This window comes from Streptomyces sp. NPDC102437, from assembly GCF_044765565.1.
Classification (GTDB): domain Bacteria; phylum Actinomycetota; class Actinomycetes; order Streptomycetales; family Streptomycetaceae; genus Streptomyces.
This window is the reverse complement of the sequence record NZ_JBIWKI010000004.1, coordinates 199,415-223,441: the sequence shown is the minus strand read 5'-3', so window position 1 is coordinate 223,441 and position 24,027 is coordinate 199,415. Positions and strand designations below refer to the sequence as shown.

Sequence of the window (24,027 nt, the reverse complement as noted above, 5' to 3'; positions counted from 1 at the left end):
GTCAGTGCCATGGTGCACGGTGGGAACCACATCGGGTCGACCGATCCGGAGGGGGATCCATGACCGTGTCCGAAACCACTGCCGCCGTCGACGTACAGGCCCTGCGACCGCATGCCGAGGACGCCTTCGCCCATGAGCTGAAGGCCATCGCCGCGGCCGACGACCGCCCGCGGCCCGCCCGTTGGAATCTCTCCCCGTGGGCCGTCGCCACCTACCTGCTCGGTGGCGCCCTGCCGGACGGCACCGTGATCACACCGAAGTACGTGGGCCCGCGCCGCCTCGTCGAGGTCGCCGTGACCACGCTCGCCACCGACCGGGCCCTGCTGCTCCTCGGCGTTCCGGGCACCGCCAAGACCTGGGTCTCGGAGCACCTCGCGGCCGCCGTCAGCGGCGATTCGACACTGCTCGTCCAGGGCACGGCGGGCACCCCGGAAGAAGCGGTCCGCTACGGGTGGAACTACGCGCAGCTGCTCGCGCACGGGCCCAGCCGCGACGCCCTGGTGCCCAGCCCGCTCATGCGCGCCATGTCCGACGGCATGACGGCGCGGATCGAGGAACTCACCCGCATCCCCGCCGATGTGCAGGACTCGCTCATCACGATCCTTTCGGAGAAGACGCTCCCCGTCCCCGAGCTGGGACAGGAGGTCCAGGCGGTCCGCGGCTTCAATGTCATCGCCACCGCCAACGACCGCGACCGAGGCGTCAACGAACTGTCCAGCGCGCTGCGCCGCCGGTTCAACACCGTCGTGCTCCCGCTGCCCGCCACCCCGGACGCCGAGGTCGACATCGTGTCCCGGCGCGTCGACCAGATAGGGCGCTCGCTCGACCTCCCGGCCGCGCCGGACGGCATGACCGAGATCCGGCGCGTCGTCACGGTCTTCCGTGAACTGCGCGACGGAGTCACCACGGACGGCCGCACCAAGCTCAAGTCCCCCTCGGGGACGCTGTCGACGGCCGAGGCGATCTCCGTCGTCACCAACGGCCTCGCGCTGGCCGCGCACTTCGGCGACGGGATGCTGCGCCCCGGCGATGTGGCGGCGGGCATCCTCGGCGCGGTCGTCCGTGATCCCGCTGCCGACCGCGTGGTCTGGCAGGAGTATCTGGAGACCGTGGTCCGGGAGCGGGACGGGTGGAAGGACTTCTACCGGGCCTGCCGCGAGGTGTCCGCATGACCGGTGCCGGGTGTCCTGCGGGACCACTGCTGCTGGGGGTGCGGCACCACGGGCCGGGCTCGGCCAGGGCCGTCCGCGCGGCGCTGGACGCCGCCCGCCCGCGGGCCGTGCTCGTCGAAGGGCCCCCGGAGGCCGACGCACTGCTGCCGCTGGCCGCCGACGAACGGATGCGGCCACCGGTCGCGCTGCTCGCCCATGCCGTCGATGACCCGGGACAGGCGGCCTTCTGGCCGCTGGCCGCGTTCTCGCCCGAGTGGATCGCGATCCGCTGGGCCCTTGAGCACGGCGTTCCGCTCCGGTTCATCGACCTGCCCGCGGTGAACTCCCTGGCCATGGCGCAGGCCGCGGAGAACGAAGCGGACGAGAACGGCGAGCACGCACCCGATGCCGACGCCGACACCGTTGGCCCGGCCGCCGCGTCGGCCCCGATCGACCCCATCGGTGTGCTCGCCGAGGCGGCGGGCTACGACGACCCGGAGCGCTGGTGGGAGGACGTCGTCGAACACCGCGCCCAGGACGGCGGAGCCGTCGGCCCACTGGCGCCGTTCACCGCCCTCGCCGAGGCGATGACCGCACTGCGCGAGGTGTACGGGGACGGCGGTCATCCCCGGGACGCCGTCCGCGAGGCACACATGCGCATCCAACTGCGCAAGGCGCGCAAGGAGTTCGGCGACGGCGTCGCGGTCGTCTGCGGTGCCTGGCACGTGCCCGCGCTCGGTACGGGGACCACGCTCACCGCCGACCGCGCCCTGCTCAAGGGGCTGCCCAAGGTCAAGGCCGAGCTGACCTGGGTGCCCTGGTCGCACCGGCGGCTGGCCCGGCACAGCGGCTACGGCGCGGGTATCGACTCGCCCGGCTGGTACGGACACCTCTTCGACGCCCCGGACCGCCCGATCGAGCGGTGGATGACCAAGGTCGCCGGACTCATGCGCGACGAGGACCGGTTCGTGTCGTCGGCCCATGTCATCGAGGCCGTGCGGCTCGCCGAGACCCTGGCCGCCATGCGCGGGCGCCCGCTCGCCGGACTGAGCGAGACGACCGACGCGGTCCGCGCCGTGATGTGCGAGGGCTCCGATGTGCCGCTCGCGCTCGTCCGGGACCGGCTGATCGTCGGCGAGACCCTCGGCGAAGTGCCGGACACCGCCCCCGCCGTGCCCCTGCAGCGCGACCTCACCCGCCTGCAGCGCACGCTGCGGCTCAGACCGGAGGCGCAGGAGCGGGAGCTGGAGCTCGACCTGCGCAAGGACAACGACGCGGCCCGCAGCAGACTCCTGCGCCGGCTGCGTGTTCTCGCCGTCGGCTGGGGCGAGCCCGCCGCCGGCCGGTCGAGCACCGGCACCTTCCGGGAAAGCTGGCGGCTGCGCTGGGAGCCCGAGCTGTACGTACAGGTCGCGGAGGCCGGTACCTGGGGCACCACCGTGCTCTCCGCGGCCACCGCCAAGGCCGGGGCGCAGGCGGCCTCGGCGACCGCGCTCGCCGAGGTCACGGCACTGGCCGAGCAGTGCCTCCTGGCCGAACTGCCCGACGCGCTCCCCGTCGTGATGCGGGCCCTCGCCGACCGAGCCGCGCTCGACACGGACGTCGGCCGTCTCGCCGACGCGCTGCCCGCGCTGGCCCGCACCCTGCGCTACGGCGATGTGCGGTCCACGGACACCGCGGCACTCGCGGAGGTCGCGGCCGGGCTCGCCGAGCGGATCTGCGTCGCCCTGCCGGCCGCCTGCACCGGGCTCGACGCCGACGGAGCCGCCGAACTGCGCGGCCGGGTGGACGGGGTCCACACCGCGATCGGCCTGCTCACCGGGGCCGTAACGGCCGACGCCGGTACGGACGCGGACGGACTGCGCGAGCGCTGGACGGCCGTACTGCACAAGCTCGCCGCCCGGGACACGGTGGCCGGAGTCGTCCGGGGGCGCGCGACCCGCCTGCTGCTCGACGACGGACAGCTCCCGCAGGACGGCGCGGCACGGCTGATGGGGCTGGCCCTCTCGCCCGGCACGCCCCCGGCCGACGCCGCGGAGTGGATCGAGGGATTCGTCGGCGGAGCCGCAGGCGGAGGCATGCTGCTCGTCCACGACGAGCGGCTGCTCGGCCTGGTCGACGCCTGGCTCACCGCAGTGCCCGCCGACCGGTTCGCCGATGTGCTGCCACTGCTGCGACGCACGTTCTCGGCGTACGAGGCCGGCGTACGGCGCACCCTGGGCGAGCTCGTGCGGCGCGGCCCGGCCGCCGGAGGACCGCCGGCCACCGGTACCGGCACGGGCGGCGCGACGGCACCCGGATTCGGCCCGGGGCTCGACGAGGCGCGGGCCGACGCGGTCGAGCCGGTGCTGCGCCTGCTGCTCGGACTGCACAACGATCCGGGCCCGGACGACGGGGCCCGGTCCGGGAGGGCCGCGAACGCCGAGGAACCGCTGGGGGCAACGGGATGACCACGGACACGACCACGACCACGGGCGAGGCCGTGGCCGGCACCACGCCGGCCCCGCCGCACCCGGCCGGCACAGCGCACCCGCCCCACGCACCGCGCACGCCGCAGCCCGGCCCGGCGAACGACGAGCGGCTGCGCAGGTGGCGGCTGGTCCTGGGCGGGGACAGCGCCGAGAGCACCGGCTGCACCCTCACCGGGCGCGACGCCGCGATGGACGGCGCACTGACCGCGCTCTACGGCGACGGAGGCAAGCAGGGTGGCCGGGGCAGGAACAGCCGCACGGCCGGACTCGGGGCCTCCGCTCCCTCCGTGGCCCGCTGGCTCGGCGACATCCGCACGTACTTCCCCAGCTCCGTCGTCCAGGTCATGCAGCGCGACGCGATCGACCGGCTCGGTCTCTCCGCGCTGCTCCTCGAACCGGAGATGCTGGAGGCGGTCGAGGCCGACGTCCATCTCGTGGGCACGCTCCTCTCGCTCAACAAGGCCATGCCCGAGACGACGAAGGAGACCGCGAGAGCGGTCGTGCGCAAGGTCGTCGAGGACCTGGAGAAGCGGCTCGCCGCCCGCACCCGGGCCACGCTCACCGGCGCGCTGGACCGCTCGGCCAGGATCGACCGGCCCCGTCACCACGACATCGACTGGGACCGCACCATCCGGGCCAACCTCAAGAACTACCTCCCCGAGTACGGCACCGTCGTCCCCGAGCGGCTCATCGGCTACGGGCGGGCCGCCCGGTCCGTGAAGAAGGACGTCATCCTCTGCATCGACCAGTCGGGGTCGATGGCCGCCTCCGTCGTCCACGCCTCCGTCTTCGGCGCGGTGCTCGCCTCCATGCGCACCCTGCGGACGAGGCTCGTCGTCTTCGACACGGCGGTGGTCGACCTCACCGACCAGCTCGACGACCCCGTCGACGTACTCTTCGGCACCCAGCTCGGCGGCGGCACCGACATCAACCGCGCGCTCGCCTACTGCCAGTCGAGGATCACCCGCCCGGCCGAGACCGTGGTCGTGCTCATCAGCGACCTCTACGAGGGCGGCATACGCAACGAGATGCTGAAGCGGGTCGCCGCGATGAAGGCCTCCGGCGTGCAGTTCGTGACGCTGCTCGCGCTGTCCGACGAGGGCGCGCCCGCCTACGACCGCGACCACGCGGCGGCACTCGGGGCCCTGGGCGCACCGGCCTTCGCATGCACCCCGGACCTCTTCCCGGAGGTGGTGGCGGCGGCCGTCGAGAAGCGTCCGCTTCCCGTTCCGGACACGGAGAACCACCGGTGGCAAGGGGCCGTGCTGTCCACTCACACACGGCCACCGGCGTGATCTGTGACCGTAATCACCGCTCAGGTGTGATCTCTGATTTAGGGTCCTGCGGACCACGGGGATAACCTGCGAGATGGACATGCCGCGTACCCGGGGTCACCGTGTGCGCCTTCCTGGTGACAGAACAGTCACGTTGCCCCTCGCGGCACGCCCACGCAGAAAACCAACCGCGAGACCATTGATTAAGGGACGGACGCGCGTGGACCTGTTCGAGTACCAGGCGAGGGACCTCTTCGCCAAGCACGGTGTACCGGTGCTGGCCGGTGAAGTCATCGACACGCCTGAGGCAGCCCGCGAGGCGACCGAGCGGCTGGGCGGCAAGTCTGTCGTCAAGGCGCAGGTGAAGGTCGGTGGCCGCGGCAAGGCCGGTGGCGTCAAGCTGGCCGCCACCCCCGACGAGGCGGTCGCCCGCGCGACCGACATCCTCGGCATGGACATCAAGGGCCACACGGTCCACAAGGTGATGATCGCCGAGACCGCGCCGGAGATCCTTGAGGAGTACTACGTCTCGTACCTCCTCGACCGCACCAACCGCACCTTCCTGGCCATGGCCTCGGTGCAGGGCGGCATGGACATCGAGGAGGTCGCGGAGAAGACCCCCGAGGCCCTCGCGAAGGTCCCGGTCAACGCCGTCGACGGCGTCACGATCGAGAAGGCCCGCGAGATCGTCGCCCAGGCGAAGTTCCCGGCCGAGGTCGCCGAGAAGGTCGCCGAGGTCCTGGTGACGCTGTGGGACACCTTCGTCGCCGAGGACGCGCTCCTCGTCGAGGTGAACCCGCTCGCCAAGGTCGCCTCCGGCGACATCATCGCGCTGGACGGCAAGGTGTCTCTCGACGAGAACGCCGACTTCCGTCAGCCCGACCACGAGGCTCTTGAGGACAAGGCCGCAGCCAACCCGCTCGAGGCTGCCGCCAAGGCCAAGAACCTCAACTACGTCAAGCTCGACGGCGAGGTCGGCATCATCGGCAACGGCGCCGGTCTGGTCATGTCGACCCTGGACGTCGTCGCGTACGCCGGTGAGAACCACGGCAACGTGAAGCCCGCCAACTTCCTCGACATCGGTGGCGGCGCCTCCGCCGAGGTCATGGCGAACGGCTTGGAGATCATCCTCGGCGACCCGGACGTCAAGTCCGTCTTCGTCAACGTCTTCGGTGGCATCACCGCCTGCGACGAGGTCGCCAACGGCATCGTCCAGGCGCTCGCGCTGCTCAAGTCCAAGGGCGAGGAAGTCACCAAGCCGCTGGTCGTGCGCCTCGACGGCAACAACGCGGAGCTGGGTCGCAAGATCCTCTCCGACGCCAACCACCCGCTGGTCCAGCGCGTGGACACCATGGACGGCGCGGCCGACAAGGCCGCCGAGCTCGCCGCGGCTGCGAAGTAAGGAAGAGGGACTCAGACCACCATGGCTATCTTCCTCACCAAGGACAGCAAGGTCATCGTCCAGGGCATGACCGGTGCCACGGGCATGAAGCACACCAAGCTCATGCTCGGTGACGGCACCAACATCGTCGGCGGCGTGAACCCGCGCAAGGCCGGCACCTCCGTCGACTTCGACGGCACCGAGGTACCGGTCTTCGGTTCCGTCGCCGAGGCGATGGAGAAGACCGGCGCGAACGTGTCCGTCCTCTTCGTGCCGCCGGCCTTCGCCAAGGCCGCCGTCGTCGAGGCGATCGACGCCGAGATCCCCCTCGCGGTCGTCATCACCGAGGGCATCGCCGTCCACGACTCGGCCGCCTTCTGGGCGTACGCGAGCTCGAAGGGCAACAAGACCCGGATCATCGGCCCGAACTGCCCCGGCCTGATCACCCCCGGCCAGTCCAACGCCGGCATCATCCCGGGCGACATCACCAAGCCCGGCCGCATCGGTCTCGTGTCCAAGTCCGGCACGCTGACCTACCAGATGATGTACGAGCTCCGTGACATCGGCTTCTCCTCCGCCGTCGGCATCGGTGGCGACCCGGTCATCGGTACGACGCACATCGACGCCCTCGCGGCGTTCGAGGCCGACCCCGAGACCGACCTGATCGTGATGATCGGCGAGATCGGCGGTGACGCCGAGGAGCGTGCGGCCGACTTCATCAAGGCCAACGTCACCAAGCCGGTCGTCGGTTACGTCGCGGGCTTCACCGCCCCCGAGGGCAAGACCATGGGCCACGCCGGCGCCATCGTCTCCGGCTCCTCCGGCACCGCCCAGGCGAAGAAGGAGGCCCTTGAGGCCGCCGGCGTCAAGGTCGGCAAGACGCCGACCGAGACCGCCAAGCTGGCTCGCGAGATCCTCGGCGCCTGATCGCTTCACCGCGCCGGAGCACTACCGCAGGACAAGCAGGACAGCAGCATCGCGTCACCGCACAGACGGCGCGGGTCCGTACCCGATCAAGGGGTACGGACCCGCGCCGTTTCGTGTCTCCTCCGCTTCGCGTCCCCGGGGCTCCTCCGCGCCCCGGAGGGGTCAGCCCACCCGGGGGACCAGCCGGGCGGGTCCCCGCACGAGCTCGCCGTGGAGCTGCTTGCGCAGCTTCAGGTCCTGCGGCGTCAGCTTCTGCGGACCGCCGCGTGGCGGCACCCCGCCGACCTGCTGGGCGGGCGACTGCGGAGTCTCGTACCGGGTCGGGGCCCTACCCAGCGTGAACAGCGTCAGCCCGATGATCAGCACCGTGAACGAGATGGCCGCCCGGGTCCACAGCTGGGCCTTGCGCTCGCTGATCGTGCGGATCGTGGCGGACGGGGGCAGCGAGCCGGAGGGCTGGGCCAGGGCGAGCGCGCCGAGCCGCTCGTGCAGCAGCGCCGACTGCTCCGCGGACGAAGAGTCCGCCGCCAGCTCGGGCAGCCGCTCGGCCACCGCGGCGCGGGCGTTCATCAGTCTGCCCGCCGCCGCCGGGGTGCTCGCCTCCGTCTCCGCCGCCGTCTCCGGCAGGTCCAGGCCGACACCGTCGTAGAGCAGCAGGGTGCGGCGGTACGACGGCGGCAGCTCCAGCAGCGCGTCGAGCAGGGCCCGCGGACCGGGTTCGGCCTGCGGCGGGTCGAGCCGCCGGTGGGCGCGGCGCAGCCGGTGCCACGGCGACATGGCGTACTCGTACGCGGCGGCCCGCACCCAGCCTGCCGGGTCACGGTCCACCGCGACCTCGGGCCAGCGCTCCCAGGCCAGCGCGAAGGCCCGTGCGACGGACTTCCGGGAGAGGCCCCGGCGCCCGGTCAGCAGAAACGTCTGGCGGAACAGGGCGTCGGCGGCGTGCGCGTACAAGGCATCGAAGGCCTCGTCGGGGGAGAGGCGGCCGGGGGCCGGTCCGGCGGTTTCGGCTGCGGGGGCCGGTTCGGGCATCACGGATGTGTTGGGCGGATCGGGGGTGGTGCCGGGCTCGCTCGGGGCCATGTCGGTGCTCCCGGTGGCTTCGACGGGGGTCGGCGGACGCGACGGCGGCTTCGTGGACATCACCGGCTTCGACAGCCTCGCGACCGTCTTCGGCGCCGCCGGGCGGGCCGCACATTTGACCGCGGCCTTCGGCCGGGTGTTCGGCGCGCCCGGTTTGGTCCGGCCGCTCGGCGGGGTGGCCTGCGTGCTCGGCCGACCACCGCTTATCAGCCTGGCGTACGCCTCGCGTTTCCGCCCCCGGGGCGTGGTGCGGCCGGTCTCCCAGGACCGGACCGTGGCGCGGGTGACGCCCATCGCCGCGGCGACCTGCTCTTCACTCAGTGACTTCGCCTCGCGCAGTCTGCGTCGTTCCTCGGGGGAGGGAAGCGGTTGCGCGAAGGCCGAATCGGCCGAGCTCTCTGTCATGCAGGACCCCCGACCGAGCTGCACTGGATGAAAAAGTACATAAACGCATATTGAGCGACACGGCGGCCATTTGCCTGTTACGAGAAATAAGCGCGTGTCGTTGGGAGCATGGCCGGGTGACCCAAGTGACCGGAAGCAGCCCGTCGTTGTCGGCCGAGCAGGGCCGGTCCGCCGTGCTGGCGTTCGCGCTTCTGCGTGGAGCCGTTGCGGCCGGGCTGGGACTGGGATCCATCACCGTCCTCGTCCTGGTGCTGTGGATCAGCTCGCCCACCTCCGACAGCAGCCCCGGCGGGGCGCTCCACGCGGCGGCCGGGCTCTGGCTGCTCGCCCATGGCGCGGAGCTGATCAGGGCCGGCACGCTCAGCGGGGTGCCCGCCCCGATCGGCCTCGTTCCGCTGCTGCTCGCCGTGGTGCCGGTGTGGCTGGTCCACCGTGCGGCGCGGGACCTCCTGGTGCCGGAGGAAGGGCGCCCGGTCCCCTCGGCGGCGGGGGCGTTCGGCATGGTCGTCACCGGATATCTGCTGGTCGGAGCGGCTGTCGCGTACTACGGGTGGGACGGTTCGCTGTCCGTGCACCCGCCGTCGCTGCTCTTCCCGTCGGCCATTGTGGTGGCGGGCGCGGCGGCGGCCGGGATCTGGACGGCGGCCGGGCGGCCGGTCGGGCCGCTGCCGTCCTGGGCGCCGGTGAGCCTGCACGAGGCGCTGGCACGCGGCCGGTTCCGGGAGCACGCGGGGACGGCCTGGCGGGCGGCGGCCGCTGGAGTGACGGTGCTGCTCGGCGGCGGGGCGCTGCTCGTCGCGGTGGCGCTGGTGTGGCATGCCCACCACGCCCAGCAGTCGTTCGTCCAGCTCTCGGGCGACCGGGCGGGCCGGGCCTCGGTCTTCCTGCTCGCGCTGGTACTGGTGCCGAATGCGGCGGTATGGGGTGCGGCGTACGGGCTCGGGCCGGGCTTCGCCCTCGGTACGGCGTCCACGGTCACCCCGCTCGCCTTCTCGGGGCGCCCGGCGCTGCCCGGCTTCCCGTTGCTCGCCGCGCTGCCCGCCGCGGGCCCGGGAACGGCCCTGAACTGGTCGGCCGCCGCGGTTCCGGTCGCGGCCGGGATGACGATCGCCTGGTTCACGGTGCGGCGGGCCGCGCCCGCGCACGCCGCACCGGAGGGCGCCTGGAGCCTGCGGGAGACCGCGCTGACGGCCGCCCTGGCCGCGGTGGGGTGCGGGGCCGGTACGGCGGTGCTCGCCGCGGCTGCCGGGGGGCCGCTCGGTACCCGGGCGCTGGCGGAGTTCGGGCCGGTGTGGTGGCTCACGGGTGCGGCGGCCCTGCTGTGGACGGCACTGATCGGCGTTCCCGGTGCGCTGCTGTTCCGGTCCTGGCGGCTGCGGGAGCGCGGCGCGGGCACGTGGGGGTGGCTCACGGGCGCGGTACGGAGGAAGGCGAAGGCGGGAGCGGTGGAGGGGGAGAAGGGCCGGGAAGCCGGGAAGCCGGTGCCGCAAACGGTTCCGGTTCCGGAGTCGGTGCCGGGACAGGGCGGCGAGTCAGACGCCGCGTCCGTAAGCCCTTCCCGGTCCACGCCCGTCGCAGCGCCATCGGCTCCGTCGGCGTCCGCGCAGCCCGCCGCCCGCATGTCCGTTCCGGACGCGGACACGGACGAGGACGAGCTCTTCGTACCGTACGATTTCCTGCCGACCGACCCCTGGCACGAGCGAACGGCCCGGCCTGGAGAGGCCGGACCGTCCGGAAACACCTGAGACGCCCGGGGCGCGAGTCCCTAGCTCTTGACGCCGAAGAAGGGTTCCAGCGGCTTCGGCAGCAGGTCGTTGCAGGACAGCTGACCGGTCTTGGTCAGGGCGTCGTTCACGCAGGTGTAGTAGTCGCGGTAGACCAGCTGCATGGTGTAGGTCGTCGCGACGATCGAGAGCGCGAGCAGCGCCGTCACCAGGCCGCTGACCGCGGCCGTGGTCTGCTGCCGGCCACCGGGAGTGGCGGGCGCACCGGGCGCGGAGCCGGCCGCCGGAGCCCGCCCGGCAGCGGCGGCACCGGTCGCCCGGTCCGGACCGGATGCCCGAGCCGGGTCCGACGCCCGGCCGGAGCCGTCGGCCGCCGTGGCGGAGGCGCTCCTCGGCTTCGCCCGGAGCGAGCTGATCGCCCAGTACACGGAGAGCGCGCCGAGCAGCAGGGCGACCTCGGGCAGGTCGAAGAGGGCGAAGAAGAAGGCCCACATGCCGCCGAGCAGGGCGTAACGAGCGCGGCGCTGGGCGGGGTCGGTCGGGTCCCAGCGCAGCCCGCCGGGGCTGCCTTCGGGCCCGCCCTGGCCGTTCGAACCGCCCTGGCCCCCGGGGCGGCCGCCGAAGCCGCCGCTCTGGCGGCCGGGCTGCCGGCTGCTCCACTGGCCGCCCCAGGCGGGCCGGTCTTCGGAGGAGCCGCCCTCGGAGGAGTCGTCCCCGTTGCCGCCCCCGTTCCCGTTTCCGGTGTTCGAGGGGCGGCGGGGCTGCCAGGGCTGGTCGGGCCGGTTCTCGGGCGGAGCGGCGAACGGGTTCTCGTCCGCCTGGCCGGAGGTCCCGGACGCCCCGGACGCGCCGGAAGAAGAGGAGGAGCCCGTGGGGGACTGGCGTTCTCGCATCAGCAGTGAGGCCCGCTCGGGCAGCGGGTGGCGGAAGGCGGTGCGGCGGCGTCGGTCCGGCATGTGGTGAACGTCTTCCCCATCTCGTCATTTCCGCCCTGTGGACGGTTCGCTGTCCCTGACGCTACCTCCCGCCCAGGAGCGGCCGAAAGCTGGGAGCGGGGCCCGAACGGCCGATATCCGTTCCCCGGGCCCGCCGTTCCTCCCCGGAGTCCGGCCGACCGCCGTCCACCCCCGTCCCGTGGGGGTCCTCCGAGGTGCCGGTATCGTTGCTGACGGTCGGCTGGTTCGTAGAGTTCCCCGTATCGAGGGGCTCAGTTCTTTCGTACGACCATACAAATTCAGCGTCGCTCTGCTCCACCATGCGAGAACCACCACGCGAGAAAGGGCCCAGCAGTGGCCTCCCCGCCCCCCTCAGCCGCTCCGGTGCGCCTGGTCGTACTGGTCTCCGGTTCAGGCACGAACCTTCAAGCCCTGCTCGACGCCATCGGTGACGATCCCGAGGGCTTCGGCGCACGGATCGTCGCGGTCGGCGCCGACCGCCCCGGCATCGTCGGGCTGGAACGTGCGGAGCGCGCCGGACTGCCGACCTTCGTGTGCCGGGTCAAGGACCACGCCACCCGCGAGGAGTGGGACGCGGCGCTCGCGGCCGCGACGGCCGAGCACCGCCCCGACCTCGTGGTGTCCGCCGGATTCATGAAGATCGTGGGCAAGGAGTTCCTCGCCCGGTTCGGCGGCCGGTTCATCAACACCCACCCCGCCCTGCTTCCCAGCTTTCCCGGTGCCCACGGAGTGCGCGACGCGCTCGCGTACGGCGTGAAGGTCACCGGGTGCACCGTCCACTTCGTCGACGACGGCGTCGACACCGGTCCGATCATCGCGCAGGGCGTGGTCGAGGTGACCGAAGAGGACACGGCGGAGGGCGAAGAGGCCCTCCATGAACGCATCAAGAAAGTCGAGCGCAAGCTGCTCGTCGAGGCCGTGGGGCGGCTCGCCCGTGACGGCTATCGCATTGAGGGACGAAAGGTTCATCTCGGTCATGTCGGTGAATAAGCCCATCCGCCGCGCCCTGGTCAGTGTCTACGACAAGACGGGGCTCGAAGACCTCGCCCGCGGTCTGCACGAGGCCGGTGTCGAGCTGGTCTCCACCGGCTCCACCGCCGGGAGGATCGCCGCCGCCGGGGTGCCGGTCACCAAGGTCGAGGAGCTCACCGGCTTCCCCGAGTGCCTCGACGGCCGCGTCAAGACGCTGCACCCCCGCGTCCACGCAGGCATCCTCGCCGACCTCCGTCTGGACGCCCACCGCGAGCAGCTCGCCGAGCTGGGCGTGGAGCCGTTCGACCTGGTGGTCGTCAACCTCTACCCGTTCAAGGAGACCGTCGCCTCCGGCGCCTCGGCCGACGAGTGCGTGGAGCAGATCGACATCGGCGGCCCGTCCATGGTCCGCGCCGCCGCCAAGAACCACCCGTCCGTGGCCGTCGTGACCAGCCCCGAGCGGTACGCCGACGTCCTCGCCGCGGTCAAGGCGGGCGGCTTCGACCTGACCGCCCGTAAGCGCCTGGCCGCCGAGGCGTTCCAGCACACCGCCGCGTACGACGTGGCCGTGGCCTCCTGGTTCGCCGACGACTACGCCGCCGCCGACGACTCGGGCTTCCCCGACTTCTTCGGTGCGACGTACGAGCGCAAGAACGTCCTGCGCTACGGCGAGAACCCGCACCAGCCCGCCGCGCTCTACACGTCCGGCACCGGCGGCCTGGCCGAGGCGGAGCAGCTGCACGGCAAGGAGATGTCGTACAACAACTACACGGACACCGACGCCGCGCGCCGGGCCGCGTACGACCACGCCGAGCCGTGCGTCGCGATCATCAAGCACGCCAACCCGTGCGGCATCGCGATCGCCGACGACGTCGCCGAGGCGCACCGCAACGCGCACGCCTGCGACCCGCTGTCGGCCTTCGGCGGTGTCATCGCCGTCAACCGTCCGGTGACCGTCGCCATGGCCGAGCAGGTCGCGGAGATCTTCACCGAGGTCATCGTCGCCCCGGCGTACGAGGACGGCGCGGTCGAGGTCCTGGCCCGCAAGAAGAACATCCGCGTGCTGCGCTGCCCCGACGCCCCGACCGCCCCGGTCGAGGTCAAGCCCATCGACGGCGGCGCGCTGCTCCAGGTCACCGACCGCCTCCAGGCCGACGGCGACGACCCGGCCAACTGGACCCTCGCCACCGGCGAGGCCCTGACCGAGGACGAGCTGAAGGAACTCGCCTTCGCGTGGAAGGCCTGCCGCGCGGTCAAGTCCAACGCGATCCTGCTCGCCAAGGACGGCGCCTCGGTCGGCGTCGGCATGGGCCAGGTCAACCGCGTCGACTCCGCGAAGCTGGCCGTCGAGCGGGCGGGCGAGGAGCGGGCGCGCGGTTCGTACGCCGCCTCCGACGCGTTCTTCCCGTTCCCGGACGGGCTGGAGATCCTGACCGCCGCGGGCATCAAGGCCGTGGCCCAGCCCGGCGGTTCGGTCCGTGACGAGCTGGTCGTCGAGGCCGCGAAGAAGGCGGGCGTGACGATGTACTTCACGGGTACGCGCCACTTCTTCCACTGATACGCGTCGCACCCGGGCTGCCCGGGTAAGACGGAAGGCCGCCAACTCCCCGGAATGAGCGGGGGATTGGCGGCCTTCGGGATGCGGTGAGGGTGTTACACCCTCAGCATGCTCACTTCGTCTTGATGACTATCGTGCTGCCCGCGCGGTCGTGCCAGCCCTGGAGCTTGCCCGAGTTGTCGAAGAAGGGCGAGAGGTAGACCAGCAGCGTGCCCAGACCGCAGAAGAGCGAGCCGACCATCGGGATGATCCAGCGGATGAAGCCCGCACCCAGACCGGGGGCCTGGCCGGTGCTCTCCTTGACGACCTTGACGTTGAGGACCATCTTGCCGAGCGTGGCGCCCCAGATGGAGACCATCAGCCACTCGTAGAGCAGCGCGATCAGCGCGAACACGGCGATGAAGCCGAAGAAGCCCGCGAGCATGCCGACGCTGGCATTGGCCGCGTCGTTCACGCAGGTGTTGTAGGAGTCGGTGCCGTACGTGTAGCCGCTGCAGTCGTCGATGGACTTCGAGGCGCCCACGAGGCCCGCGATGCCGATCGCCGAGAAGATCATGTAGAGGATGCCGTACGCGACACCGTCCAGCGCACGCGCGCCCAGGCGACGCCCCATCGTGGCGAGTTCGACGGTGCCGAGGCCCGCGACGTTGATGTAGCCGTTGTTGGCCTGGAGGGTGCCGCCCGGCTGCTGGGGCGGGTAGCCCTGCGGCTGGCCCGGCTGCTGCGGGTAGCCGTAGCCCGGCTGGCCCTGCTGCGGTACGCCCTGCGGTGCCTGCGGGTAGCCGTAACCGGGCTGGCCCTGCGGCGGCTGGCCCGGCTGCTGGCCGTACGGGTTGTTCGGATTCTGGTTCGGGTCGCCGAAACTCATCTGGGCGTTCCTCCAACGTGCGTGCGGGGACGATGCGGCCGCACGGAGGAAAGAAGAGTCAGTGGTCCGCCCCCCGGTACTTCTGCGGCACTGCGGCCATAATCGTTATAAGCGCAATGTAAGTTTGTCCAGCCGTGACGGTGGTTGTTGCGCAAGTGCAACATCGAGCCACCGCCTGCGGCCTGAATTGGTATGCGGGCGGGGTCATCCGCGAGTATGGGGACATGACTGCCCAGATTCTCGATGGCAAGGCCACCGCAGCCGCGATCAAGTCCGATCTCACCGTCCGCGTGGCGGCCCTCAAGGCACAGGGCATCACCCCTGGCCTGGGAACCCTGCTCGTCGGGGACGACCCGGGCAGCCGGTGGTACGTGAACGGCAAGCACCGCGACTGTGCGCAGGTCGGCATCGCCTCCATCCAGCGCGAACTCCCCGACACCGCCACCCAGGAGGAGATCGAGGACGTCGTACGGGAGCTCAACGCCAACCCCGAGTGCACCGGTTACATCGTGCAGCTGCCCCTCCCCAAGGGGATCGACACCAACCGCGTCCTGGAGCTGATGGACCCGGCCAAGGACGCCGACGGCCTCCACCCGATGAACCTCGGCCGCCTCGTGCTGAACGAGACGGGCCCGCTGCCCTGCACCCCGCAGGGTGTCGTCCAGCTGCTCCGCCACCACGGCGTGGAGATCAACGGGGCGCACGTCGTGGTCGTCGGCCGCGGTGTCACCATCGGCCGTTCCATCCCGCTGCTGCTGACCCGTAAGTCCGAGAACGCCACCGTCACCCAGTGCCACACCGGTACGCGTGACCTCTCCGTCCAGCTCAAGCAGGCCGACATCATCGTCGCCGCCGCCGGGGTGCCGCACATCATCAAGCCCGAGGACGTGAAGCCGGGCGCTGCCGTGCTCGACGTCGGCGTCAGCCGGGACGAGAACGGCAAGATCGTCGGGGACGTCCACCCGGGCGTGGCCGAAGTCGCTGCCTGGCTCTCCCCGAACCCGGGCGGTGTCGGCCCGATGACCCGCGCCCAGCTGCTCGTCAACGTGGTCGAGGCGGCCGAGCGCAACGCGGCCGCGGCCGTCTGAGCCGGCCGACCCGATCCGGAGGGAACCCCATGGGTGCTGGTACGAGTCCGGCCGACCCGTCCGCCTCGGCGGACGGCACGTCCGAGGCGCCGTCCCGCGCGGACGCGCCGGGCACAGGTGAGAGGACGGCGGACGGGGCCGCACCGGACCAGGCCGCGACCCGTGACGGCGACGCGCGTGAAGGTGCGGGCGATGGCGATGGCGACGGCGGTACGGGCACCGGCCCGCGTCCTTCGCGGCGCTTCCCGTCGCTCACCCGGGACACCGCACGCCCCGAGGGCGGGGGCAGGGCCGCGTCCGGGGACGCGCCCGCCCCGGCCCGTCAGTGGCCGCTGCTCGCCGTGCTCTGCACGGCTGGGATCGGGCTGCTGATCGTGGCCGTCGACCCGTTCGCGGAGGCCTTCCGGGTCGGCACGATGCTGATCGGCGCGGCCCTCATCGGGGGTGCCGTGCTGCGGCTCGTGGTGCCGTCGGTGGGCATGTTGGCGGTACGTTCCCGCTTCACCGACCTGGTGACCTACGGGCTGCTTGGCTTCCTCATCGTGATGCTCGCGCTGGTGGCGCAGCCCAAGCCGTGGCTGGACATTCCGTTCCTGGAGCAGGCGGTCCACTTCACCATCCGCTGAGCCCGCGGTCCGTCGCGCTCGCGGGTCCGCCGTGCTCGCGGAAAAGGCGGTGTCCGTCCCCTCCCCCGAGGGGGGACGGACACCGGTACCGGGGCCCGCCGGAACGTGAACGCTCCGGAACGCGGTGACTTGAGCGGCCTTGCCCCGGCCGGAATTCAGCCTGGTCGACGGGGTGAGACGGTTCAAGGGATGCCTGTCGCCTGTGGCACGGAAGTGACCATTCCGCCACCGTGTGATCGTCCGGCAACGGAGCCCCGGCCCGAGGGCGTGGAACGGGGCTCGGAGCGGGGGCGCGCGGCAATCGGGGGCGAGGTTCCGAGTCCCCCTGTGCGCCCCGCACCGACGACCCCTCGACCGGCACAGGTGACCGGGATTCGGCCGGGTGAGCGCTGTGTGACGGGTTGTGTGCGGTGCCACAGGGGGCAGGGCCGCCGGGAGGTTCCGGGTCGGATAGCCTGATCGCTGGATATCTCTTCACATCAAGATTCAGATGGCGAGGGATATCCAGCACCAGGGGCAGGGACCCCCACCGCCAGCTGTCTAACGGAGATCGCCATGACCCGCACTCCCGTGAATGTCACCGTGACCGGCGCAGCCGGCCAGATCGGCTACGCGCTGCTCTTCCGCATCGCCTCCGGCCACCTGCTCGGCCCGGACGTGCCGGTCAACCTGCGCCTCCTGGAGATCACTCCGGCCCTGAAGGCCGCCGAGGGCACCGCCATGGAGCTCGACGACTGCGCCTTCCCGCTGCTGCGCGGCATCGAGATCACCGACGACGCCAACAAGGCGTTCGACGGTGCCAACGTCGCCCTGCTGGTCGGCGCCCGCCCGCGCACCAAGGGCATGGAGCGCGGCGACCTGCTCTCCGCCAACGGCGGCATCTTCAAGCCGCAGGGCAAGGCCATCAACGACAACGCCGCGGACGACATCAAGGTCCTCGTCGTCGGCAACCCGGCCAACACCAACGCGCTCATCGCGCAGGCCTCGGCCCCGGACGTACCGGCCGAGCGCTTCACCGCGATGACCCGTCTGGACCACAACCGGGCGCTGACGCAGCTGGCGAAGAAGACCGGCACCACGGTCTCCGACATCAAGCGCCTGACCATCTGGGGCAACCACTCGGCGACCCAGTACCCGGACATCTTCCACGCGGAGATCGCGGGCAAGAACGCCGCCGAGGTCGTCAACGACGAGACGTGGCTGGCCGACACCTTCATCCCGACCGTCGCCAAGCGCGGCGCCGCGATCATCGAGGCCCGTGGCGCGTCCTCGGCCGCCTCGGCCGCCAACGCCGCCATCGACCACGTGCACACCTGGGTCAACGGCACCGCCGAGGGCGACTGGACCTCGATGGGCATCCCGTCGGACGGCTCCTACGGCGTCCCCGAGGGCCTCATCTCCTCCTTCCCGGTCACCGTCAAGGACGGCAAGTACGAGATCGTCCAGGGCCTGGACATCAACGAGTTCTCCCGCAAGCGCATCGACGCCTCGGTGAAGGAGCTCACCGAGGAGCGCGACGCCGTTCGCGAGCTCGGCCTGATCTGACCCGATCCGGTCTGATCGGATCTGCCTGACCCGTACGCCACTCCAGGCGCACCCCACCGCCCCCGGCCGCACCCGCTGCCGGGGGCGGTGGCGTGTCCGGGCGGCGCCGGCGGGGAACTGACCGCACCACTGCGCGAGTCTGCGCTGTCATGCGCGTGACGATGATCCTTCCGGCACTGACCGAGGCGACCAGCCCGCTGTTCCGCCCCATCAAGTACTCGCTCTTCCCGCCGCTCGGCCTGGCGACCCTCGCCGGGTATCTCGACCCGGACGACGAGGTGACGCTCCTCGACGAGCATGTCGAACGGGTGGACATCGAGGCGCTCGACACCCCCGACCTGCTCGTCGTCCAGCCATACATCACCTCCGCCCGACGCGGCTACGAGATCGCCGACCACTTCCGTGCCCGGGGCGTCCACGTCGCCATGGGCGGCCTCCATGTGACCTCGCTCCCGGACGAGGCCGCGGCCCACGCCGACACGATCTTCACCGGGCCGGGCGAGGACACCTGGCCGCTGTTCCTCAAGGAGTTCCGCGACGGGGCGCCGGCCCGCCGGTACGACTCGAAGCTGCGCACCCTGGCCGGGCTGCCGCCCGTGCGGCGCGACCTGATCAAGCGGCAGCTGTATCTCGTACCGAACTCGATCGTCGTCTCGCGCGGCTGCCCGCACCACTGCGACTTCTGTTACAAAGATGCCTTTTTCGAGGGCGGGAAGTCCTTCTACACCCAGGCCGTGGACGACGCGCTCGCCGAGATCGAGCGGCTGCCCGGCAGGCACCTGTACTTCCTCGACGACCATCTGCTCGGCAACAGGCGCTTCGCCGAGGCGCTCTTCGACGGGATGGCCGGCACGGGGCGGATCTGGCAGGCCGCCGGCACCGTGAAGTCCGTGCTCCAGCCGGATCTGCTGGAGCGGGCCGTGGACGCGGGGCTGCGCAGCCTGTTCGTCGGCTTCGAGACCGTCAACAGCGCGAACCTCGCCGAGCGGCGCAAGGACCAGAACATCGGCAAGGACTACGCGGCCGCCGTCCGCCGGCTCCACGACGCCGGGGTCATGGTCAACGCCAGCTTCGTCTTCGGGCTCGACCACGACGGCCCGGACGTCTTCGACCGTACGGTGGAGTGGGCCGTCGAGCAGGGCATCGAGACGGCCACGTTCCACATCATGACGCCGTATCCCTCCACCGGTCTGTGGAAACAGATGGAGGCCGAGGACCGGATCGTCCACCGGGACTGGGACCTCTACGACACCCGCCATGTCGTCTACCGCCCGAAGGGCATGACGCCGCGCCAGCTGGAGGACGGGTACTGGCGGGCGTACCGGGACTTCTACCGGTGGTCCAACATCTGGCGCGGGGCGGCCGCCCAGCCGGGCACGCACGAACGGCTCAGGCACCTGGCGTACTCGGGCGGCTGGAAGAAGTTCGAGCCCGCCTGGGACGCCCTGATCCGTTCCCGCCGGGTGGTCCGGGCCATGCCGATGCTGGAACGGACCCTGGCGGCCTTCGGCGGCAGACGGGCCTGAGAGATCGGCTCCGTACGCTCAGTTCTTCCGCAGCGCGTCCGCGTTCTCGCGCAGCGCCGCCATGGTCCGGCGCTGCAGCCCGGGGCCGAAGGTGATCCGGGTGGCGCCCAGCTCGCCGAGCCGGCGCGGGGCCGGGCCGTCGGGGCGGGCCAGGGCGTTGAGCGGGGCCGGGACGGCGGCGGCCAGGGCGGGCAGCGCCTGGGGCGGGGCCATGATCGGGTAGACGCAGTCCGCGCCCGCCGCCACGTACAGCAGTGCGCGGCGGACCGTCTCCGCCTCCTGGTCGGTGCCCTCGGGGACGCCCCGGACGTAGGTGTCGACGCGGGCGTTGATGAAGAGCGCGTCGCCCGCCACCGCCCGCACCTGCGCGAGCCGGTCCGCCTGCCGCTGGGCGTCGAGGAGGGTGCCGTCGGCCGAGTCCTCCAGATTGCAGCCGACCGCCCCGGTGCCGAGGAGCCGCTCCACCAGCTCCCGCGGGTCCAGTCCGTACCCCGCCTCGATGTCCGCCGAGACGGGCACGGAGGCCGGGACGGCCCGCACGATCCGGGCCACGGCCGCGAACATCTCGTCGGCGGGCGTCGCCCCGTCCTCGTGACCGAGCGAGGCCGCGACCCCGGCGCTCGGGGTGGCGAGCGCCGGGAAGCCCGCCTCGACGAAGACGCGCGCACTCGCCGCGTCCCACGGGCCGGGGACGACCAGTGGGTCGCCGGGGGCGCGGTCGTGATGCAGGGCGCGGAGGACGGATGCGGTCACGCGGGGCTCCTGGAGGTGGGTCGGGGCAGTGGCGGTGCGTGTCTGGGCCTGCGGGGTGTCAGTGCTTGATGTCGCCCGGCTGGTAGTGACCGGGGACCATGCGGGTGGTCACGGCGAAGCGGTTCCAGGCGTTGATCGTCGTGATCGCGGCGACGAGATGGGCGAGCTCCGTCTCGTCGAAGTGCTTCGCCGCCTTCTCCCACACCTCGTCCGGCACGAAACCGTCGGTCAGCACCGTCACGGCCTCGGTCAGCTCGATGGCCGCGATCTCCTTGGGCGTGTAGAAGTGCTGCGACTCCTCCCAGGCGCTGAGCTGGACGATCCGCTGGACGGACTCACCGGCCGCGAGCGCGTCCTTGGTGTGCATGTCCAGGCAGAACGCGCAGTGGTTCAGCTGCGAGGCGCGGATCTTCACCAGCTCCCCGATGACCGGGTCGAGGCCCTTACGGGACGCCGCGTCCAGCCGGACCATCGCCTTGTAGACATCGGGGGCGAGCCCGGCCCAGTTCTGCAGGCGGGGGGTGTGCTCGGAGGTGAGCTCGGAGGTCGGGTGGCTGTGCTCGTTCGTCGTCATGGGTACGACGTTACGGGGTGGGTGGCGCACGGGTATGGTCCATTCCCATGACGGATTCATGGGCCACTTTCGGTGCCGACCTGCATCTTGAGACGACCGGTGCGGCAGGACTGCGGGCCGGGCTCATGGACGCGCTGCGCGAGGCCGTACGGACGGGGCGCCTGACGCCCGGCACCCGGCTGCCGTCGTCCCGCAGCCTCGCCGCCGACCTGGGCATCGCCCGGAACACCGTCGCCGACGCCTACGCCGAACTGGTCGCGGAGGGCTGGCTCACCGCCCGGCAGGGCTCGGGCACCCGGGTGGCGCAGCGGGCCGAGCCGCGCCGGCCGTCCACCCGGGCCGTGCGGGCCCGCGCGGCCCGGTCCCGGCCGGTCCACAACCTGCTGGGCGGCTCGCCCGACCTCTCGACGTTCCCGCGCGCCGACTGGCTCAAGGCGTCCCGGCGCGCCCTGACGGCGGCGCCGAACGACGCGTTCGGGTACGGGGATCCGCGCGGGCGCATCGAACTGCGCACCGTGCTCGCCGGCTATCTGGCACGGGCCCGCGGTGTGTACGCGGACCCGGAGCGGATCATGATCTGCGCCGGCTTCGCGCACGCGCTGAAGCTGATGGGGCCGGTGCTGCGCAAGCGGCGGGTGCGGGAGGCGGCCGTCGAGTCGTACGGGCTGGACATCCACCGGAACCTGCTCGCGGACGCCGGGCTGCGGCTGCCCTGCCTGCCGGTCGACCCGCTCGGGGCGCGGACCGGTGAGCTGGCCGGGATGCGGGGCGTGGGCGCGGTCCTGATGACGCCCGCGCACCAGTTCCCCACAGGGGTGCCGCTCCACCCCGACCGGCGGGCCGCGGCCGTGGACTGGGCGCGCGGCACGGGCGGGCTGATCCTGGAGGACGACTACGACGGCGAGTTCCGCTACGACCGGCAGCCGGTGGGCGCGCTCCAGGGCCTCGACCCCGAACGCGTGGTGCACCTGGGCACGACGAGCAAATCGCTGGCACCCGGGCTGCGGCTGGGGTGGATGGTGCTGCCGGAGGCGCTGGTGGGGGAGGTGTGCGAGGTCAAAGGAGCGAGCGACTGGTCGTCGAGCGCGCTGGACCAGCTGACGCTCGCGGAGTTCATCGGGTCGGGTGCGTACGACCGTCATGTGCGCTCGATGCGGCTGCGCTACCGGCACCGCCGCGACCAGCTCGTCGCGGCACTGGCGGAACGGGCCCCGGGTGTCCGGGTCAGCGGCATCGCGGCCGGGCTGCACGCCGTGCTCGAACTGCCCGAGGGCACCGAGCCGTCGGTGCTCAGGGCGGCGGCCTGGCAGGGCCTGGCGCTGGAGGGGATCTCGCGCTTCCGGCACCCGGACGCGGCGCCGGGACGCGACGCGCTGGTCATCGGCTACGGGACGCCCACCGACAGCGCCTGGTCGGGTGCGCTGGACGCGCTCTGCCGGGTGCTGCCCCGGGAGTCCGCCGGGTGACCTCCGGCCGCCCGACGGACTCCGGGCGACGGGGCGGGATGCCCGGCCGCCAAGGAGCTCAGTCGCCGAGCGCCAGCCGGACACCGAAGGCGGCGATGACGGTCCCGGTGATCCGGTCGAGCACCCGGCGGGCCTGCGGTCTGCGGAGCCGGCCGTGCAGCACGCGGGCGAAGCCGACGAGCACGGCCGACCACACCAGGCCCATCAGGATGTGTACGGAGGTGAGCAGGAGGCCCATGGTGAAGTGGCTGGTGCCGGCCGGGATGAACTGGGGCAGGACGGCGACGTAGAAGGCGCCCATCTTCGGGTTGAGCAGATTGGTGAGGACCCCCTGCCGCCATCCGCCGGCGAACGAGTCCGTGCCGGCCGGGAGGACGGATTCGTCCGTGCCGTCGGCGGGCAGCCCGCGGAAGGTGTCGCGGAGCATGCGCAGGCCCGTCCAGACCAGGTATGCCGCGCCGGCCCAGCGCAACGTCACATAGGCGAGATGGGAGGCCGTGAAGAGTGCGGTGACCCCGAGCGAGGTGAGCGCGCCCCACAGCAGGGTGCCGGACTGGATTCCGAGGACGACGCCCCACGCTCTTCTGCGCCGGCCGAGGGCCGAGGTGCGCAGGATCAGAGCGGTGTCGAGTCCGGGAGTGAGAGTGAGAAGCCCTACCACGAGGGCGAAGGACCACAGCGCGGTGCCAATTGCCATGGAAGGCCAGCTTACGGCGCGGCCCGGCCCGCCGGGCATCCGGTGCGGGTCATTTCCCGCAGCGGCCCCGCTCGGCCGCGCCCGCTGCCGGACCCGGGGTCCGTGCCGGGGCCTCGCCGAAGCGGGCCAGGGCCAGTGCGCCCGCCACCGCCACCACGAAACCGGCGACCGCCACCCACTCCAGGCCCTCGCGGGTGCGGTCGCCGAGCCAGACGACGCCGACCAGCGCCGGACCGACCGTCTCGCCGAGCACCATGCCGGCCGTCGCCGTCGTCACCGAACCACGCTGCAGGGCCGAGGTGAGCAGCAGGAACGCCGAACCGCCGCCCAGCAGCAGCGCGTACACGGCCGGGTCGGCGAGCAGCGCCGCCGGGGACACGTCGTCGATCAGCCGGACCGTGACCTCCACCACCCCGAAGCCGCATCCGGCGCCGAGCCCCAGCACGAGCGCCCGCGGCCGCTCGGGGAGGCGGCCGGCCGCCGTGCCGATCAGCAGGATGCCCAGGGCGATCCCCAGCATCGACCAGGCCAGGGCGGCGGAACCGCTCCCGTGGCCCTCGCCGCCGGACGCGAGCCCCAGCATGCCGAGCCCGGCGCAGACGACGCCGACCGCGGTCCACTCGACGCCGCTCAGCCGCACCCCGAGGAGCCGCGCGGCGACCACCGCCGTCACCGCGAGGCTCGCGGCCAGGGCGGCGCCGACCGCGTAGATCGGCAGGGACCGCAGGGCGATGATCTGGAGGACGAAACCGCAGCCGTCCAGGGCGAGTCCGCCGGCGTACCGCCACTGGCGCAGGGCGCGCAGCAGCAGCGCCGGATCGACCCCCGCGCCCGACCCCGGCTCGGCGGCGGCCCGCGCGGCGACGGCCTGGAGGACCGAGGCGGTGCCGAAGCAGACGGCGGCGCCGAGTGCGCAGATCATCCCGAGGAGCACGTCGAGGACTCTACTTGCGGACGTTCAGTGATCCGCTTTCGGCCGCAA

General features: G+C 72.2%; 20 protein-coding genes. 13 read left to right on the top strand and 7 right to left on the bottom strand.

Going from position 1 to position 24,027, the window contains the following annotated elements:
- Positions 1–59: 59 nt before the first annotated feature.
- The 5 genes from ACIRJP_RS07725 to sucD all read left to right on the top strand — a co-directional run bounded on the left by ACIRJP_RS07725 (position 60) and on the right by sucD (position 7,204).
- Positions 60–1,172 carry an AAA family ATPase gene (locus ACIRJP_RS07725; protein WP_404169495.1) on the top strand — a complete coding sequence of 371 codons (1,113 nt, stop codon included), beginning with the start codon at positions 60–62 and terminating at the stop codon, positions 1,170–1,172.
- Positions 1,169–3,601, top strand: coding sequence for a DUF5682 family protein (locus ACIRJP_RS07720; protein ID WP_404169492.1), 2,433 nt, complete (start codon positions 1,169–1,171; stop codon positions 3,599–3,601). Before ACIRJP_RS07725 ends, ACIRJP_RS07720 begins: the two co-directional genes overlap by 4 nt.
- Positions 3,598–4,917, top strand: a complete 1,320-nt coding sequence (locus tag ACIRJP_RS07715; protein WP_404169489.1) for a VWA domain-containing protein — start codon at positions 3,598–3,600, stop codon at positions 4,915–4,917. The genes ACIRJP_RS07720 and ACIRJP_RS07715 overlap by 4 nt, the downstream gene beginning before the upstream one ends.
- A 199-nt stretch (positions 4,918–5,116) precedes the next feature.
- Positions 5,117–6,298 carry an ADP-forming succinate--CoA ligase subunit beta gene (sucC, locus tag ACIRJP_RS07710; RefSeq protein WP_266730262.1) on the top strand — a complete coding sequence of 394 codons (1,182 nt, stop codon included), beginning with the start codon at positions 5,117–5,119 and terminating at the stop codon, positions 6,296–6,298.
- A 21-nt stretch (positions 6,299–6,319) separates the two neighbouring features.
- A complete protein-coding gene (sucD, locus tag ACIRJP_RS07705) occupies positions 6,320–7,204 on the top strand; it encodes a succinate--CoA ligase subunit alpha (RefSeq protein ID WP_266730260.1) in 885 nt (294 codons plus the stop codon).
- 162 nt (positions 7,205–7,366) lie between these two features.
- Here the strand turns inward: sucD and ACIRJP_RS07700 are convergent, their stop codons facing one another.
- The gene (locus ACIRJP_RS07700) at positions 7,367–8,692 is read right to left on the bottom strand and encodes a helix-turn-helix domain-containing protein (RefSeq protein WP_404169485.1); all 1,326 of its coding nucleotides are present in this window, start codon (positions 8,690–8,692) and stop codon (positions 7,367–7,369) included.
- Between the two features lie 125 nt (positions 8,693–8,817).
- On the opposite strand from ACIRJP_RS07700, the gene ACIRJP_RS07695 reads away from it, so the two are divergent.
- On the top strand, positions 8,818–10,437 hold the full coding sequence (locus ACIRJP_RS07695) for a DUF6350 family protein (RefSeq protein ID WP_404169727.1): 1,620 nt from the start codon (positions 8,818–8,820) through the stop codon (positions 10,435–10,437).
- Between the two features lie 20 nt (positions 10,438–10,457).
- On the opposite strand, the gene ACIRJP_RS07690 is transcribed toward ACIRJP_RS07695, so the two are convergent.
- Positions 10,458–11,372 carry a hypothetical protein gene (locus ACIRJP_RS07690; RefSeq protein WP_404169482.1) on the bottom strand — a complete coding sequence of 305 codons (915 nt, stop codon included), beginning with the start codon at positions 11,370–11,372 and terminating at the stop codon, positions 10,458–10,460.
- 333 nt (positions 11,373–11,705) lie between these two features.
- Between ACIRJP_RS07690 and purN the strand changes: the two genes are divergently transcribed.
- Positions 11,706–12,362 (top strand): phosphoribosylglycinamide formyltransferase, encoded by a 657-nt coding sequence (purN, locus tag ACIRJP_RS07685; protein ID WP_266730257.1) that lies wholly within the window; start codon positions 11,706–11,708, stop codon positions 12,360–12,362.
- The gene (gene purH, locus ACIRJP_RS07680; RefSeq protein WP_376313030.1) at positions 12,349–13,902 is read left to right on the top strand and encodes a bifunctional phosphoribosylaminoimidazolecarboxamide formyltransferase/IMP cyclohydrolase; all 1,554 of its coding nucleotides are present in this window, start codon (positions 12,349–12,351) and stop codon (positions 13,900–13,902) included. Before purN ends, purH begins: the two co-directional genes overlap by 14 nt.
- A 112-nt stretch (positions 13,903–14,014) precedes the next feature.
- Here purH and ACIRJP_RS07675 read toward each other — a convergent pair whose 3' ends face one another.
- Positions 14,015–14,770, bottom strand: a complete 756-nt coding sequence (locus ACIRJP_RS07675; protein WP_404169478.1) for an RDD family protein — start codon at positions 14,768–14,770, stop codon at positions 14,015–14,017.
- A 224-nt stretch (positions 14,771–14,994) separates the two neighbouring features.
- Here ACIRJP_RS07675 and ACIRJP_RS07670 point away from each other — a divergent pair, with 224 nt between their 5' ends.
- The 4 genes from ACIRJP_RS07670 to ACIRJP_RS07655 all read left to right on the top strand — a co-directional run bounded on the left by ACIRJP_RS07670 (position 14,995) and on the right by ACIRJP_RS07655 (position 19,555).
- Positions 14,995–15,858 carry a bifunctional methylenetetrahydrofolate dehydrogenase/methenyltetrahydrofolate cyclohydrolase gene (locus ACIRJP_RS07670; RefSeq protein ID WP_404169476.1) on the top strand — a complete coding sequence of 288 codons (864 nt, stop codon included), beginning with the start codon at positions 14,995–14,997 and terminating at the stop codon, positions 15,856–15,858.
- A 29-nt stretch (positions 15,859–15,887) separates the two neighbouring features.
- Positions 15,888–16,484 (top strand): DUF3017 domain-containing protein, encoded by a 597-nt coding sequence (locus ACIRJP_RS07665; protein WP_404169473.1) that lies wholly within the window; start codon positions 15,888–15,890, stop codon positions 16,482–16,484.
- 555 nt (positions 16,485–17,039) lie between these two features.
- Positions 17,040–18,029 (top strand): malate dehydrogenase, encoded by a 990-nt coding sequence (locus ACIRJP_RS07660; RefSeq protein ID WP_404169469.1) that lies wholly within the window; start codon positions 17,040–17,042, stop codon positions 18,027–18,029.
- Positions 18,030–18,178: 149 nt separating this feature from the next.
- Positions 18,179–19,555: a B12-binding domain-containing radical SAM protein gene (locus ACIRJP_RS07655; protein ID WP_404169466.1), complete on the top strand. Its 1,377-nt coding sequence runs from the start codon at positions 18,179–18,181 to the stop codon at positions 19,553–19,555.
- 18 nt (positions 19,556–19,573) lie between these two features.
- On the opposite strand, the gene ACIRJP_RS07650 is transcribed toward ACIRJP_RS07655, so the two are convergent.
- The gene (locus ACIRJP_RS07650; RefSeq protein WP_404169463.1) at positions 19,574–20,308 is read right to left on the bottom strand and encodes an isocitrate lyase/phosphoenolpyruvate mutase family protein; all 735 of its coding nucleotides are present in this window, start codon (positions 20,306–20,308) and stop codon (positions 19,574–19,576) included.
- A gap of 58 nt (positions 20,309–20,366) precedes the next feature.
- Complete coding sequence (locus ACIRJP_RS07645; protein WP_382932645.1) at positions 20,367–20,882, bottom strand: carboxymuconolactone decarboxylase family protein; 516 nt, start codon at positions 20,880–20,882, stop codon at positions 20,367–20,369.
- 47 nt (positions 20,883–20,929) lie between these two features.
- On the opposite strand from ACIRJP_RS07645, the gene ACIRJP_RS07640 reads away from it, so the two are divergent.
- Positions 20,930–22,348, top strand: a complete 1,419-nt coding sequence (locus ACIRJP_RS07640; protein WP_404169460.1) for a PLP-dependent aminotransferase family protein — start codon at positions 20,930–20,932, stop codon at positions 22,346–22,348.
- Between the two features lie 58 nt (positions 22,349–22,406).
- Here ACIRJP_RS07640 and ACIRJP_RS07635 read toward each other — a convergent pair whose 3' ends face one another.
- Complete coding sequence (locus ACIRJP_RS07635) at positions 22,407–23,045, bottom strand: LysE family translocator (RefSeq protein WP_404169458.1); 639 nt, start codon at positions 23,043–23,045, stop codon at positions 22,407–22,409.
- Positions 23,046–23,094: 49 nt separating this feature from the next.
- Positions 23,095–23,967 carry a hypothetical protein gene (locus ACIRJP_RS07630; RefSeq protein ID WP_404169724.1) on the bottom strand — a complete coding sequence of 291 codons (873 nt, stop codon included), beginning with the start codon at positions 23,965–23,967 and terminating at the stop codon, positions 23,095–23,097.
- Positions 23,968–24,027 lie beyond the last annotated feature (60 nt).

Excerpts from the sequence above, each read along its gene's own strand:
- ACIRJP_RS07725 (WP_404169495.1), top strand. The coding sequence starts at position 60 with ATGACCGTGTCCGAAACCACTGCCGCCGTCGACGTACAGGCCCTGCGA.
- ACIRJP_RS07720 (WP_404169492.1), top strand. The coding sequence starts at position 1,169 with ATGACCGGTGCCGGGTGTCCTGCGGGACCACTGCTGCTGGGGGTGCGG.
- ACIRJP_RS07715 (WP_404169489.1), top strand. The coding sequence starts at position 3,598 with ATGACCACGGACACGACCACGACCACGGGCGAGGCCGTGGCCGGCACC.
- sucD (WP_266730260.1), top strand. The coding sequence starts at position 6,320 with ATGGCTATCTTCCTCACCAAGGACAGCAAGGTCATCGTCCAGGGCATG.
- ACIRJP_RS07700 (WP_404169485.1), bottom strand. The coding sequence starts at position 8,692 with ATGACAGAGAGCTCGGCCGATTCGGCCTTCGCGCAACCGCTTCCCTCC.
- ACIRJP_RS07690 (WP_404169482.1), bottom strand. The coding sequence starts at position 11,372 with ATGCCGGACCGACGCCGCCGCACCGCCTTCCGCCACCCGCTGCCCGAG.
- purH (WP_376313030.1), top strand. The coding sequence starts at position 12,349 with ATGTCGGTGAATAAGCCCATCCGCCGCGCCCTGGTCAGTGTCTACGAC.
- ACIRJP_RS07675 (WP_404169478.1), bottom strand. The coding sequence starts at position 14,770 with ATGAGTTTCGGCGACCCGAACCAGAATCCGAACAACCCGTACGGCCAG.
- ACIRJP_RS07670 (WP_404169476.1), top strand. The coding sequence starts at position 14,995 with ATGACTGCCCAGATTCTCGATGGCAAGGCCACCGCAGCCGCGATCAAG.
- ACIRJP_RS07665 (WP_404169473.1), top strand. The coding sequence starts at position 15,888 with ATGGGTGCTGGTACGAGTCCGGCCGACCCGTCCGCCTCGGCGGACGGC.
- ACIRJP_RS07660 (WP_404169469.1), top strand. The coding sequence starts at position 17,040 with ATGACCCGCACTCCCGTGAATGTCACCGTGACCGGCGCAGCCGGCCAG.
- ACIRJP_RS07655 (WP_404169466.1), top strand. The coding sequence starts at position 18,179 with ATGCGCGTGACGATGATCCTTCCGGCACTGACCGAGGCGACCAGCCCG.
- ACIRJP_RS07645 (WP_382932645.1), bottom strand. The coding sequence starts at position 20,882 with ATGACGACGAACGAGCACAGCCACCCGACCTCCGAGCTCACCTCCGAG.
- ACIRJP_RS07640 (WP_404169460.1), top strand. The coding sequence starts at position 20,930 with ATGACGGATTCATGGGCCACTTTCGGTGCCGACCTGCATCTTGAGACG.
- ACIRJP_RS07635 (WP_404169458.1), bottom strand. The coding sequence starts at position 23,045 with ATGGCAATTGGCACCGCGCTGTGGTCCTTCGCCCTCGTGGTAGGGCTT.
- ACIRJP_RS07630 (WP_404169724.1), bottom strand. The coding sequence starts at position 23,967 with ATGATCTGCGCACTCGGCGCCGCCGTCTGCTTCGGCACCGCCTCGGTC.